Raw genomic sequence first — 14,474 nt, forward strand, 5'->3', positions numbered from 1 at the left:
CTTCAGGTTTGCTGCAGATGCCCGTACAACTTTGCATAAAGACCGCCTTCAGCAATTAACTGCTGGTGGTCGCCCTCCTCGGCAATGTGTCCGCCATCAAACACCAACACCCTGTCTGCCTGTTTTACCGCAGAAAGACGGTGAGCAATGATCAAAGTCGTGCGCCCGCTCAAGAATTTTCCTAAAGCGTGATGCAGGTTGTATTCGGTGGCCGCATCGAGGGCGCTGGTGGCTTCATCGAGAATCACTATCTTGGGTTCGGCCAGTACCATGCGAGCAATTGCCAGGCGCTGGCGCTGCCCACCTGACAAGCGCACACCTGAACGCCCGACAATGCTGTCCAGGCCTTGGGGCAAGGTCAAAACAGTGCCATCGAGCTGAGCGATCTCAAGGGCGCGCCAACAGGCTTCATCGGTGCGCTCACGACCCATGGTCAAGTTAGCCCGCACCGTATCGTTGAACAGTGCCGGATGCTGCAACACTACCGCCACATGTTCGCGAATGATCTCCAGGCCAATTTCTGGCTGACTGACGCCAGCAAAGGAAATGCTCCCGGACTGCGGCGTATACAACCCCAGCAGCAGTTGCACCAAGGTGCTTTTACCGCCGCCACTGGTACCGACAATTGCCACCTTCTCGCCTGGCGCAATGCTCAGGTTAAGCTGATCCAGCACCCGCTCTTCGCCGTAACTGAAACTCAGATCACGAATGTCGATACCCACTGTTTCGCGCCCCGCAAACGGGTTAACGCCCCCCGGGTACTGCGGCTCATCCGCACGCGCCAGCAATTGGTTGATACGCGTCAGCGCCCCGCCTGCCGCATAAAAGGCGTATTGCAAATTCAGCAACTGCTCGACCGGCCCGATCATGAACCACAAGTAGCTGAACACCGCCAGCATCTGGCCAATCGACAGATCAGAGAACAACACTGTCAGCATCGCCGCCGCACGGAAAATATCGATACCGAACTGGAACAACAAACCGCTGGCGCGGTTCGATGCATCGCTTTTCCATTGCGAGGCGACGGCAAAATCCCGAACCTCACGCGCCCGCTGCTGCAAACGGCCAAGGAAAAACGCCTGGCGGTTACCCGCGCGCACTTCTTGAATCGCATCCAGGGTTTCAGTCAGGGCTTGGGTGAAACGCGCCGTGCTGTCGTTTTCGAGTTTTTTGAGATGCTTGATGCGCTTGCCCAGTTGCACCGTGGCGTAAATCACCAACGGGTTAAACAACAGGATCAGCAATGCCAACTGCCAGTGCATCCACAGCAAAATCGCCGACGTTCCGATCAAGGTAAGCATTGCCACCAAAAACCGGCTTAATGTCTCGCCGACAAACTTGTCGAGTGTGTCGAGATCGGTGACCAGATGCGTGGTGACAGTGCCGCTCCCAAGACTTTCATATTCGGCCAGCGAGATACGTTTTAAACGCTCGATCAAACGCACCCGAATACGAAACACAATGTCTTTGGCCAGCCGTGAAAACAGACGCGCCTGCAATACGTTGAACAATAACGCGCCAGTACGCAGCAGCAACGTCATCAAGAGCATCAGACCGATATAGCCAACCGACGTCTGCCACGCGGCAGGCAACGCGTTGTTCATTACTTTCAACGCAGCGTCGCCATGCCCCAACAACACTTCGTCCACCAACAACGGCAACAGCAACGGAATCGGTACGCTGCACAACGTGGCCAATACCGCCACACCGTTGGCAATCCACAACGCTTTTTTATGACGTAGGGCCAAGCGCCGAATTTCGGCCCAGCTCAGACGGTCGGCAGCGCGGGAAGTGGATGGCTTGGAAGAGGGATCAAACACTCGCGGCACGTTCAAGCCAGCGGCCCAAAAGATCAGACAGAGGTTCTAGCGGCTGATAGCCATTGGTCAGCAATGCCAGTTGGCCATTACGCTCGGCAAGCAAGGTGGGGAACCCGGCAATGCCCAAATCCTGAACCCAGGAGAAGTCTGCGGCAGTGGCGGCATGTTGCTCCACGCTATCGAATGCAGCGGCGAACTCAATGCGCGATAAACCGGCCTGCTCGGCAAGTTCAACCAGCAACGGTGTTTGCGTCACATCCAGCCCTTGCACATAAAACGCCTGCTGAATGAGCTTGAGCAACGCCCATGCGCACTCCGGTGCCAGACTGCGCGCGGCGACCACAGCACGACACGCGGGCTCACAGTCGTAGACAAAACCCTCGGGCAACGCGCCCTCAAAACGGAACGCTTGCCCAGTAGCCTCGGCTACCGCCTGCCAATGCTCAAGAATGTAACGTCGCGTGGCAGGCTCCAACGCCGCCCCGCTGCCGGTGCGCAACCCGCCCACCACCAGGTGCAGGTCCACACCGGCAGCTTGCGCCTGCTCAACCAAGGCTTGCGCGATGGGGGCAAAACCCCAGCACCATGAGCACATCGGATCCATCACATAGAGCAGGCGCGCGGACATATTAAGCCTCGGCAGGTTTGCGGTAGTTGTGGCCAATCGGATGTGGCTGATTGCGGGCCTTGGCCAGTTCAATCTGTTTTTGGCGGTCAATCGCGCTGCGACGGGTTTTCTCGCTCAGCTTGTCCCAGCAATGCGGGCAACTGATCCCCGGCTGGTAGTGTTCCGACTCACGGTCCGCAATGCTGATAGGCGTACGGCAGGCATGGCACTGATCGTACTCTCCTTCAGTCAGGTCATGGCGTACGGTCACACGGTTATCAAACACGAAGCAGTCACCTTGCCACTTGGTTTCTTCCTGCGGTACCTGTTCGAGGTACTTCAGAATCCCGCCTTTAAGGTGATATACCTCGTCAAAACCCTGGCTAAGCATGTAGCTCGATGCTTTTTCACAGCGAATGCCGCCTGTACAGAACATGGCGACTTTCTTGTGCTTGGCCGGGTCGAAGTTGGCTTTGATGTAGTCGGGAAATTCGCGAAAACTGGTGGTTTTCGGATCAATCGCGCCTTCAAACGTGCCAATCGAGACTTCGTAGTCGTTACGGGTATCAATCAATAACACCTCTGGATCGCTGATCAGTGCGTTCCAGTTCTCGGGGTCGACATAGGTTCCGACTTTTTTGTTCGGGTCCACGCCTTCTACGCCGAGGGTGACGATTTCTTTCTTCAACTTGACCTTGGTCCGATAGAACGGCTGATCTTCGCAGTAGGACTCCTTGTGATCAATATCGACCATGCGCGGATCGTTCTTGAGCCAGGCCATCAGCCCGTCAATCCCTTCGCGGCTGCCTGAAACGGTGCCGTTAATGCCTTCTTCAGCAATCAGCAAGGTGCCTTTGATGCCGTTATCAACCATTGCCTTGAGCAAGGGTTCGCGCAGTTCAACGTAATCTTCAAGGGTGACGAATTTATACAGTGCAGCTACGACAATTGACGCGGTCATTCTGTCTCTCTCCAGGTGGCTACCCTCGCAAAGGGTGAACCGGATACCAAAAAAAACGCGCCGACTAAGCGGCGCGCTGCGGATTCTAACAAAAACGCGTGTTAGTGCCCACCGCCAGCACACGTCGGCGAGGCCGGGGCTGTGCCGATTTTCGCCCACTCTTCAGGCGTATACGTGTGCAGAGCCAACGCATGGAACTCCCCCATCAAGTCACCCAGAGTGGCGTAGACCTTTTGGTGACGCTTGACGCTATTGAGCCCGGCGAACTGCTCGCTGACCACCACCGCCTTGAAGTGCGTCTGCAACCCGCGACTGTGCATGTGGCTTTCATCCAGCACTTTCAAATGCTCGGGTTGCAACGCGCTCAGCGCCGTTTCGATACGTTGTTGCATGTCCATTCAGGCTCCGCTTACTTCTTCTTGGCCGGGGCAGCTTTAGGCTCCAGCTCGGCAGTCATGTCAGCCAGCAGCTTGTTGACCACAGGCACGGCGCTCTCCAGCTTGGCCTGAGTCATTTGGGCAGATTGCTGGGTCAACTGAGGCATTTTTTCCAGGACTTTCTTGCCCAGTGGCGACTGGTAGAACTTCACCAGATCGTTGAGCTCCGATTCGCTGAAGTTGGCGGTGTACAGCTTGACCATGTCAGGCTTGAGCTTGTCCCAGCCAATGGCTTTGTCCAGAGCGGTGTTGGCTTTGGCCTGGTAGGTTTCCAGCAGGGCTTGCTTGGACGCTGGCGCTTTGGTCTGCTCAAAACGCTGAGCAAACATTTGCTGCACTTGCATGTAGACCGGAGTCCCCAGTTTGTCGGCGTGTGCCAGTTTGAGGAACGTTTCAGCACTGGCAGCGTGGCTGGCTGCATCGGCAAAAACCTGGCCGCTGGCGCATACCAGAGCAACTGCAGTACAGATGGCGCGAAGACGGGTCATCGAGTTTCCTTTATCTAGCAAGCGAGGTCGAACCCCAGGGGCGACCATTCTGCGCCTAACAAAGTGTGTCACTCAACCCCGAGACTGACAGGGGGTTCTCAACCATCCGACAAAAGCCTCCAAAACCAAAGTTTGAACCTCTTTGGGTAATCAGCGCCTAAGCTCACTGATCAACCCCTAAGGAGAACAAGCCTGATGAGCCGTATCGAAACCGACAGCCTGGGTGAAGTGAACGTACCGGATGAGGCCTATTGGGGCGCTCAGACTCAGCGCTCGCTGATTAACTTCGCCATCGGCAACGAGAAAATGCCCCTGGCTGTGCTGCACGCTCTGGTACTCATCAAAAAGGCCGCGGCGCGGGTTAATGATCGCAACGGGGATCTACCTGCCGACATTGCACGCCTGATTGAACAGGCGGCAGACGAAGTTCTCGCCGGCGAGCACGATGATCAGTTTCCGCTGGCCGTGTGGCAAACCGGCAGCGGCACCCAGAGCAACATGAACGCCAATGAAGTGATCGCCGGTCGAGCCAACGAACTCGCAGGCAAAGGCCGTGGCGGCAAGTCCCCGGTGCATCCGAACGATCACGTCAACCGCTCGCAAAGCTCTAACGACTGTTTTCCTACCGCCATGCACATTGCCGCCGCCAAGGCTGTTCACCAGGACCTGCTGCCCGCGATCAGCGAGTTGTCCGGCGGGCTTGCCGAATTATCGGCGCGCTACATGAACCTGGTTAAAACGGGCCGCACCCACATGATGGATGCAACGCCCATTACCTTCGGCCAGGAGCTTTCAGCTTATATCGCCCAACTTGATTATGCCGAGAGGGCGATCCGCGCCTCGCTGCCGGCCGTGTGCGAACTGGCCCAGGGCGGGACTGCCGTGGGTACCGGGTTAAATGCCCCACACGGTTTTGCTGAAGCCATTGCGGCAGAACTTGCGGCCTTGTCCGGCTTGCCATTTGTCACCGCGCCGAACAAGTTTGCCGCGCTGGCCGGGCATGAGCCACTCACCACGTTGTCGGGCGCCCTGAAAACCCTGGCCGGGACCCTGATGAAGCTGGCCAACGACTTCCGTTTGCTGGGCTCGGGACCACGCGCCGGATTGGCTGAAATCAGACTGCCAGCCAATGAACCGGGCAGCTCAATCATGCCCGGCAAGGTGAACCCGACCCAATGTGAAGCCTTGTCGATGCTGGCCTGTCAGGTCATGGGCAATGACGTTGCAATCGGTTTTGCCGCCAGTCAGGGGCACTTGCAGCTCAACGTCTTCAAACCCGTGATCATCCATAACCTGTTGCAGTCGATTCAGTTGCTGGCCGATGGCTGCACCAATTTCAATGAGCACTGCGTAACGGGCCTTGAACCGGACGCCGCAAAAATGGCTGAACATCTGGAACGCGGGCTGATGCTGGTCACAGCCCTCAACCCGCATATCGGCTATGACAAGTCGGCTCAAATCGCCAAAAAGGCCTATGCCGAAGGGTTGACCTTGCGCGAAGCCGCGCTGGAGTTGGGCTACGTGACCGATGAAGAGTTCAGCCAGTGGGTGCGCCCGCAGAACATGCTGAGTCCGGGCAAGCATTAATCCCCAAACCCTTTAGGCGCGAGCGTGACTCGCGATCTTTTAAAAGACCAAAAGATCGCGGGCAAGCTCGCGCCTACACAGGCGATTCCACCGGTGGGGTGACTTATTTCTTATGCTTTTTAGCGTGTTTATCGCTTTTCTCAAAGGCCGCTTCCAGCGCCTCGTTGATGGTGCGCAACACTTTGACCCGCGCCCAGCGCTTGTCATTGGCCGCGACCAATGTCCAGGGTGAAATCTCGGTGCTGGTGCGATCAACCATGTCGCACACAGCAGTGCGATACAGGTCCCATTTTTCGCGGTTGCGCCAATCTTCTTCGGTGATTTTGAAACGCTTGAACGGAATGGTTTCACGCTCCTGAAAACGCTCCAGCTGAGTTTGTTTATCAATCGCCAACCAGAATTTAACGACGATCACTCCCGCATTCCTCAGCTGCTCTTCAAAATCATTGATCTCGCCGTAAGCCCGCATCCAGTCCGCCTGGCTGCAAAAGTCTTCAACCCGCTCCACCAGCACCCGGCCATACCAGGAGCGGTCAAAGATCGTGAATTTGCCCCGCGCAGGTATCTGCCGCCAAAAACGCCAGAGGTACGGTTGTGCACGCTCGTCCTGGGAAGGCGCGGCGATCGGCACAATGTTGTATTGGCGCGGGTCGAGCGCCGCTGCCACCCGACGAATGGAGCCACCCTTGCCGGCCGCGTCGTTACCTTCGAAGACGGTGATCAGCGCATGCCGACGCATGCGTTTGTCTCGCATCAAGCCCGACAAACGCGCCTGTTCGGTAATCAATTGCTCCTGATAGTCGTCCTTTTCCAGACGCTGGGTCATATCCAGACAGTCAAGCAGGCTCAGACCATCGCGGTTTTCAGGCAACGGCGGCACATTGATCGGACGTACCCGCGCCTTGGGAGCGTTGAGTGCCGCTTGCAGACCTTCGAGCAGGATTTTGCCCACGGTCAGACTGCGATAATGGGGGTCAAGGCCCTCAACGATGTGCCACGGCGCGTAATCACGACTGGTACGGCGAATCACGCGTTCGCCGTAACGCACAAACTTGTCGTAGGTTTGTGACTGCTGCCAGTCCAGTGGGCTGATGCGCCAACTGTGCAGCGGGTCGTCCTTAAGCGCGTTGAGGCGCGCTTTCATTTGTTTTTTAGACAAGTGAAACCAGAGTTTGAAAATCACTGCACCTTCATCACACAGCATTCTTTCAAGCCGCTCGGCGCCGGTAATGGCTTGATCAAGCACCGCGTTCTTGATCACGCCGTGCACCCGCCCCTGCAGCATTTGGCTGTACCAATTACCAAAGAACACGCCCATCCGACCTTTGGCCGGCAAATGACGCCAATAACGCCACGCGGGCGGGTGGGCGAGCTCCTCGTCGGTTTGCTGGTCAAACGTGCGTACTTCAATCAGACGCGGGTCCATCCACTCATTCAGCAGCTTGACCGTTTCTCCCTTACCCGCGCCTTCGATGCCATTGATCAGCACAATGACCGCCGTGCGCTTCTGTTGCTGCAGGTCGAATTGCGCCTCAAGCAGGGCTTCACGCAAAGCGGGAACTTCTCTGTCGTAAGTTTCTTTATCGATGGAATGACCGATTTCAGCAGATTCAAACATAGGAAGCTCCCTGGCAAGATGAGACAAGCCTAGCCGATTGCTCTTTACGGCGTCGCAACAAAGCTCATAAAACGGTCATCAATCAATCGCGCTGTGAGCGATCAGCTAGAATGGCCGCCTTGCCGTTGCCGAGCTTCACATGACTACTGAAATGCCCAATGCCCAGATTGACTGGGATGACCAAGGTCGCCCGCACTCGCGGGTGTTTGATGACGTGTATTTTTCCGACAAGTCGGGTCTCGAAGAAACACGCTATGTATTCATCGAGCAGAACGCGTTGCGCGAACGTTTTGCAGCGTTGCCCATTAATGGCCAATGGGTCATCGGCGAAACCGGTTTTGGGACCGGGCTGAATTTTCTGTGCGCCTGGCAGTTATTTGAGCAGACGGCTCACCCTGACGCCCGCCTGCACTTCATCAGCGTTGAAAAATACCCGTTGACCCGCGACGACTTGCAGCGCGCCCTCGCCCTCTGGCCTGAGCTGGCGACCTGGAGCGAGCAACTGCTGGCCGCCTATTACGCCATTCATCCGGGCTTTCAACACCTGAGCCTGGCCAATGGTCGAGTGACCCTCACGTTGTTGATCGGCGATGTGCTGGAGCAATTGCCACAGCTGGATGCGCGCATCGACACATGGTTTCTGGACGGGTTCGCGCCAGCGAAAAACCCTGAGATGTGGACACCCGGACTGTTTGCCCAGTTGGCGCGCCTCGCTGCCCCCGGCTCGACCATCAGCACCTTTACCAGCACGGGCTGGGTTCGCCGGGCATTGAACGACGCAGGCTTCAAAATGCGTCGAACGCCGGGTATTGGTCACAAATGGGAAATCCTGCGCGGCAGCTTTATCGGCTTGCCGGAGCAAGCGCTCGCCCTCCCCGAAAGCAAACCCTGGTTCGCCCGCCCCCCCCAGATCGAAGGCGAGCGCAGAGCCCTGGTGATTGGCGGCGGATTATCCGGCTGCGCCAGCGCCCACAGCTTGGCCACGCGCGGGTGGAAAGTGTGTTTACTGGAGCGCCATGAACGCTTGGCCAAAGAAGCTTCGGGAAACCCGCAAGGCGTGTTGTATATGAAGCTTTCGGCCCACGGCACGACATTGTCGCAATTGATTGTCAGCGGCTTCGGTTACACCCGTCGCCTGTTGGAGCAACTGCAGCGTGGGCGCGACTGGGACGAGTGCGGCGTGCTGCAATTGGGGTTCAATGCCAAGGAGGCTGAGCGTCAGGCGCAGTTGGCAGCGGCCTTTGCACCCTCGCTGGTGCACCTGCTTGATCAGCCGCAAGCACAAGCATTGGCAGGCGTCGAACTGGCACACGGCGGGTTGTTCTATCCCGAAGGTGGGTGGGTGCACCCGCCGGCGCTGTGCCAGTTCCAGGCCTTGCACGTAAATATCGAAGTGCTGACCCACCATGATGTGCTGCAACTGGAACACGTTGATGGCCAGTGGCTGGCCCGCCAGGGCGAACAGGTACTGGCCAGTGCACCCGTGGTGATTCTGGCCGGGGCTGCAGAGGTCAAACGCTTCCCGGCGGCCAGCGGCTTGCCGCTTAAGCGTATCCGCGGGCAAATCACCCAACTGGTTGAAACCCCAGCCAGCGCCGCGCTCAAAACAGTGGTCTGCGCCGAAGGCTACATCGCCCCCGGACGACTCGGCGAACATACTCTGGGCGCCAGCTTTGACTTTAATAATGAAGACCTAACCACCACGGCGGCCGGGCACCAGGGCAATCTCGACTTGCTGCAAGAAATATCCCCGGACCTGACACAGCGCCTGGGTGAGCAGCTTGACCCTCAAACCCTGCAGGGTTGGGCCGCCTTTCGTTGCACCAGCCCGGACTACTTGCCGATTGTTGGCCCCTTGGCAGACCCGCAATCCTTTGCACACACTTATGCCGTATTGCGTAAAGATGCTCGGCAAGTACCCGACGCCGCATGTCCTTGGCTCGAGGGCTTGTACGTCAACAGTGGCCATGGCTCTCGCGGATTGATCACCGCGCCGCTGTCAGGTGAACTGTTGGCGGCGTGGATCAACAACGAGCCTTTACCCTTGCCGCGAGCAGTCGCGCAAGCCTGTCATCCCAATCGATTTATGCTGCGCACACTGATCAAAGGTCTGTAGAAGGGGAAGAAGAGGCCGTGCCCACAGTCACTGATTCATTGGTTTTATTCAGGCACCAGACATCCACACTGACATCCATCCTGTGGCGAATCCCGGTGACCAACTGCACATAACGGCCGCTGGTCATTTCTGGTGAACGCCTCAAGAGCGCATTCAATTCGTCGTGAAAAGGCTCAGTCATGAGCAGGTAATCGGCTTTGTTGCGCTCAATCAAATACGCTCTCCAGCAATCGAGTGTACTGATAAACGCGTTCAACTCAGCGGAGCCCTCGCCGCTGGTGATCTGCAGCTGTGCGGTATTCAGGTCGTGTGCCGTGACCCCCGCCAAGTTATTAAAAATCATGCTTTGAGGTTGACCGGGCAAGTTGAGAGGCTTGGCTAATCCGGTGCGGTACGCCAGAAGTACCTCAAGCTCATCCGCGCCGATCACACCGGTTGCCAACTGCAGGGTGTAGTGCTCAGAGGCGATTTTTGTGAGTTTATCCAATCGGTACAAGCGCCTGCCCAGGTTAATTAAATCGCTTTCCTGACGCGTCGGGTCTGTTGAAATACGGGCCAGTTCCACTTGTATTTCCAACGCGCTGAAACTCAAGGCAACGCTGTCGGTACAACTGCGCGGGGCCGCTGCGATGTCGATTACGTCCCGACGCAAGTCAGCATTCTCATTGGCGGCTTCTATCACTTCCCACACCCGACGACTTAGGTCCTGACGCACATTCTGAGCATCTGCGGTGGTGGTCAGTCGGCTGACCACATTGAAGAAGTCTTCACTATTGGGCTCAGATCTCAGGGTATTCCACAGCAGCTCACGCCTGCTGCGCTCATGACTGGTGATGCCTGCGGTCCAGAATTCAAAAGCGGCCGCTTCACTGAGCAACGCTTCACTGTCGACCCCCATGGTGCTACCACCTTGCATGACAAAGCGCGCCAAGCGCAGTCGACTGGCAGCTGATAACGGGTTATTCGATAAGGTGATATTGCGGGTGACCCTGGGAGATGTCTGAAAAATATCTTCCGGAATCTCGGCAATATGGTTTTGCCGCAAGTCCGCCGCTTCTAACAGGGGGCGGCTTGCAAGGGCTTGAGGCCAGGTATCTATCCAGGTGCGGCGCAAATAAATACGCCGCAAATGATTCAGACGACTGAGATCCAGACCTGCCCCCAGAAAATTATCAGTGAGATTAAGCACCTCAAGCTTGCTTAGGCCCAGCAGCATCGATTGATTTGCGGCATTCATGAACAGCTCGTTTTGAGCCAGGGATAAATGACGTAAATTGGCCATCGTTTCCAGTGGAAGGGGCAAGGTGTTCATCTGGTTATTGTCCATTTCAAGGACTTCAACGCCGCTGAAATGCTCAAGAAAACTATCCGCAGTGTTCTTGCAATTCATATTGTTGAGCTTGAGCACCCGAATATGAGTGAAGTCAGCCATGACAGGCAGCACAGGAAAACTTCCCACCCGTAAACCACTCAGGTTCAAGGTGCGACCTTCGACACTGTCCGCCTGAGGGTAGAACCTGGGATGCCTGCGCCAGATACGCTCGATGATGCCGGCGGCCTGATACCGGTCTTCAGCATGATCAACAGGCGAATGCGCCAAAGGAATTTCTGAGGGCGTGGAGTCAATCCATGTTTGCAAGCAATTGCGCAAAGAGGTTCTGACACGTTTGCGTTCGCGCAATGCGCGTAAAGGCTCAACCCCACTCTCAACCAGCATGTCGAGACAATCCAGCACCTGCTCCTGGCTGTATTCAGGGAACAATTCGCGAACTCGACGCTGCAAAGCACTGGAATGCCCACCCGCATCCAGGCCGCACAAGGGATAGCCAATTTGCCCGTCAGGCATCACGCTGGGTGGCTTGAAGCCGGGTTTTATCGGCTGCATGCCTAACACCTGTGCTGATTCCTGACGCGCATTAGCCGCCTGTGCAGCCAGGGCTTCGTGAAAGGCATCACTGCCCCTCAAAGCGTCAAGCCCCATGCCTTCGCGCTCCAGAGGCGTCAGTGACTCGAACATGGCATCAGACAGTTCAGCCGATATTCCCGGCTCAAGGGTGTAAATCGATCCTCTAGGCTTATAACGTAAAACCCCCTGTTCGGTTTTCACCAGCACTCGCGGGGTGATGGGCGCGCGAGTATTGCCAACCGTGCGCGTGACCGATCCCTGCAGCGAACCTGTGCGCACTTCCCAGCGGATATCGGCTGGCCACCCCGGTAAACGATCCAGAAAGTGCAGCATCAATCGTTCAGTGTCAGCATTGGCCTGATCTTTTAAATAAAAACCCTCGATGGCCCGGTCCAGCCTGGCCTCGCGCAAGTAAAAGCGGGCTGTTTCGGCCATTTTCAGCGGGACTTTGGCCGTGCGTAAAACCTGGCGTTGTCCGGTGCTGGCAGACTCAACCAACGCCTGAGTCACGGCCTTGGGCAAGCCGGGAAAGGCGGCTTCGATCGTTTTGGCTTCCGGCGCGCGGGAGACATCAAAGGCTTGGTAGAAACGCTCGAACACCTTTTTTCGGTTGCCCTGCAGATAATCAGCAAGTGTTTTGGCCAATGCAGACACAGGTTTCGGCGACTGACTCAACTCATGACTCAGCAATGCCTTGCCTTCATCTGCGGGCAACGCTGCCAGCACCGCTTCAAGCAGCTTGCCATCATGGAGGACCGCCGACGTCAGATTGATCTGCGACGTTGTCGGCCAAAGCGTACTGCCGTAGCGCGCCAATGACTGTCCGGACTCGTCTGCCACCACAAAGCCTTTGCCCGCAGGCCATTTCTGCAGGTAAGGCAACAGGCTCAATTGCCAGTGCGCCCAGTGTGCAGCGTTGTATTGAGGAGTACTCATCTGTTCGACAAACGCCGTCAACGCCCTGTCGATTTCGAAGCGCTTGAGGGTGATTGCCAGTAAAGGAGGTGGGAGCAGATTTTCCAGGTGCACTCGACGCATGATCTCCTCACTGGTATGGGTCAACTGCCGAACCTGCTCCAGGGTTCGCTCATCCAGAGTCGCCGCAGCGCCCCCCAGCCGACCTAATATGGCCGCGCTGCCTTGCCACTCCAAAGGCAGTTCATGGGCCAACTGCCAGGCACCGTCTCCGTTATGCAGCAACGCGGGTTTAAACGCCTGTGGTCTTCGCGCATGGGGGATGCGCCACTGCTGCAGCGCACGATCAAACTCAACGGGGTAGTGCTTTGCAGCAACCGTGATGTGCTGCCTGGCCTGATGGGTGAAAAAACCGCGTGCATCCGCCGTGTAGCGGTGCATGTGAGCGCTCGGGTTTTCATAGTGCTCAAGGTTACGGTTCCACAGGCGCACAGCGCCATCCTCGCGTTTTATAGCTTCAAACCCTTCGAAGTGAACCCTGGTGGCCTCATTCAAGCGACTTGCCGCCGCCTTGATTGCAGAGACCCCCACCACAACCGCGACATTGACGGCGATGTCCTTGGCGACAGTGAGCAGATGTTCTCGCGCATGGTCCGTATCGCCGTGCGTCCAGTCTTCTACCCCTTCGTAGACCTCCTTGAGCATGTCGCCAATCGCCACCGCCAGCATCAGATCACCCAACACCGGAACAAACAGCGCCGCGACATTGATCAGCAGCAACCCCACGCCTTTGTACAACTGCCAGCGCTCCTCTCGCAGGCGCTCATCCAGCACTCCAGTCGGAACTGCCAGCAGTTGAGCGTCGGCGAACATGTTCTTGAGTTGCACCGTACACAAATAATGAGCCGCACTCATGCTTAACACGTCGGCCGTCAAACCCAGGTACACCGGACGTTCATTGAGCTTTTTCACGAAAGCTGCTCGCGCACTCAACGCAATAAACCTCGAAAAAAAACTGACGTAGGCCGGGTCCTGGAGACGCTGTTTCAACTCGTCGGTAAACACCTGCAGAGAAGTGAATTCAAAGAACGGGGCCACGGGATCATTGGGGATATAAGCAATCAACCGGTTACCGGGATGCAGCAACAGCGTTTCAGGGGAAAAAATCACCACCCCATCAATGGGCGTATCGAGCAGGCTGATTGAACTGAGCACCACAGGCTTGCCATCGAGACTGGCCGTGGTTGTGGTTGCGGTTTGCGAAGGCGGGACCAACACAGCAACCAGCGCCTTGTAGGATGTTTCAGTGATATTTTTTTTGAGCCATGCGATGTGCGCATCCACCTGCATGTCATAGATTTTGAGCAACCTGAGGTTAGACTCGGTCGCTAACTGGGTCGCGTCGGGGTTCGCCTCCCCCGTTGGCGCCACCCCGAGAAACGTCTGCAAGTACGTCTGGTACTTGGCCCCCAGATCGAGCGTGCGACACACCGCCGCAAAGTAATGGGGCTTGAGCGGGCTCAAGTGCTCGGGATGACCGTCCAGACGAATATGACTCTGTGCATGAAAACCATCCGCAAGAGCTTCATCCGCCGAAAAATTCTGCAGCGCAGCCCATAACAATGACTTGGGTTCGTCATGCTCCAAACGATGACGCACCGTTGCCAGCAGCGTGTCATCGGTGATCAGGCGCTCATGCACCACGGCCAATTGGTCGAGGTGGATGTCGAATCGCAACGCGAACTCACGCTTGAGCTCGGCCTCCAGCAAGGCACCGCAGTAAGAGTCGACACTTTGCAACTGACTGAACTTTTTGCCCACACGCTCATGGTAAGCGCGGCTTTGGGCCATGGACGCGTTCAAGGCATCAATCACCCCAGGCTCAGCGTCCAGCAGCCATTTGGGCATGTGGCTGTAGACAAGCTCCAGAGGTTCAAGATCACTGAGCGTGGAGTGCCGTGCGTTAAGCCGCGGCCTGTCGAGAATTAGCGTCATATCGGGTCTTCTGTAAGTCTATGT

The 14,474-nt window shown here is 56.7% G+C and carries 9 protein-coding genes; 2 read left to right on the top strand and 7 right to left on the bottom strand.

What is annotated here, in order from left to right; all coding sequences use genetic code 11:
* Positions 1 to 2: 2 nt before the first annotated feature.
* The 5 genes from ACIQYF_RS07375 to ACIQYF_RS07395 form a co-directional block, all read right to left on the bottom strand.
* Positions 3 to 1,820 carry an ABC transporter ATP-binding protein gene (locus ACIQYF_RS07375; RefSeq protein ID WP_402858825.1) on the bottom strand — a complete coding sequence of 606 codons (1,818 nt, stop codon included), beginning with the start codon at positions 1,818 to 1,820 and terminating at the stop codon, positions 3 to 5.
* Positions 1,813 to 2,448, bottom strand: coding sequence for a DsbA family protein (locus ACIQYF_RS07380; protein ID WP_402858828.1), 636 nt, complete (start codon positions 2,446 to 2,448; stop codon positions 1,813 to 1,815). The genes ACIQYF_RS07375 and ACIQYF_RS07380 overlap by 8 nt, the downstream gene beginning before the upstream one ends.
* A 1-nt stretch (position 2,449) precedes the next feature.
* Positions 2,450 to 3,388 (bottom strand): rhodanese-related sulfurtransferase, encoded by a 939-nt coding sequence (locus ACIQYF_RS07385; protein WP_402858831.1) that lies wholly within the window; start codon positions 3,386 to 3,388, stop codon positions 2,450 to 2,452.
* A gap of 101 nt (positions 3,389 to 3,489) precedes the next feature.
* The gene (locus tag ACIQYF_RS07390) at positions 3,490 to 3,786 is read right to left on the bottom strand and encodes a BolA family protein (protein ID WP_402858834.1); all 297 of its coding nucleotides are present in this window, start codon (positions 3,784 to 3,786) and stop codon (positions 3,490 to 3,492) included.
* A gap of 11 nt (positions 3,787 to 3,797) precedes the next feature.
* The gene (locus tag ACIQYF_RS07395; RefSeq protein WP_402858837.1) at positions 3,798 to 4,313 is read right to left on the bottom strand and encodes a DUF2059 domain-containing protein; all 516 of its coding nucleotides are present in this window, start codon (positions 4,311 to 4,313) and stop codon (positions 3,798 to 3,800) included.
* Between the two features lie 195 nt (positions 4,314 to 4,508).
* On the opposite strand from ACIQYF_RS07395, the gene ACIQYF_RS07400 reads away from it, so the two are divergent.
* Complete coding sequence (locus ACIQYF_RS07400) at positions 4,509 to 5,900, top strand: class II fumarate hydratase (RefSeq protein WP_402858840.1); 1,392 nt, start codon at positions 4,509 to 4,511, stop codon at positions 5,898 to 5,900.
* A gap of 103 nt (positions 5,901 to 6,003) precedes the next feature.
* On the opposite strand, the gene pap is transcribed toward ACIQYF_RS07400, so the two are convergent.
* On the bottom strand, positions 6,004 to 7,518 hold the full coding sequence (gene pap, locus ACIQYF_RS07405) for a polyphosphate:AMP phosphotransferase (protein WP_402858843.1): 1,515 nt from the start codon (positions 7,516 to 7,518) through the stop codon (positions 6,004 to 6,006).
* Between the two features lie 139 nt (positions 7,519 to 7,657).
* Here pap and mnmC point away from each other — a divergent pair, with 139 nt between their 5' ends.
* The gene (mnmC, locus tag ACIQYF_RS07410) at positions 7,658 to 9,634 is read left to right on the top strand and encodes a bifunctional tRNA (5-methylaminomethyl-2-thiouridine)(34)-methyltransferase MnmD/FAD-dependent 5-carboxymethylaminomethyl-2-thiouridine(34) oxidoreductase MnmC (protein WP_402858846.1); all 1,977 of its coding nucleotides are present in this window, start codon (positions 7,658 to 7,660) and stop codon (positions 9,632 to 9,634) included.
* Here the strand turns inward: mnmC and ACIQYF_RS07415 are convergent.
* Positions 9,621 to 14,450, bottom strand: a complete 4,830-nt coding sequence (locus ACIQYF_RS07415) for an NEL-type E3 ubiquitin ligase domain-containing protein (RefSeq protein ID WP_402858849.1) — start codon at positions 14,448 to 14,450, stop codon at positions 9,621 to 9,623. The two genes, mnmC and ACIQYF_RS07415, sit on opposite strands and share 14 nt — an antisense overlap.
* Positions 14,451 to 14,474: the final 24 nt, after the last annotated feature.

Origin of the sequence: Pseudomonas sp. NPDC096917, assembly GCF_044762555.1 — a bacterium.
Lineage (GTDB): Bacteria > Pseudomonadota > Gammaproteobacteria > Pseudomonadales > Pseudomonadaceae > Aquipseudomonas.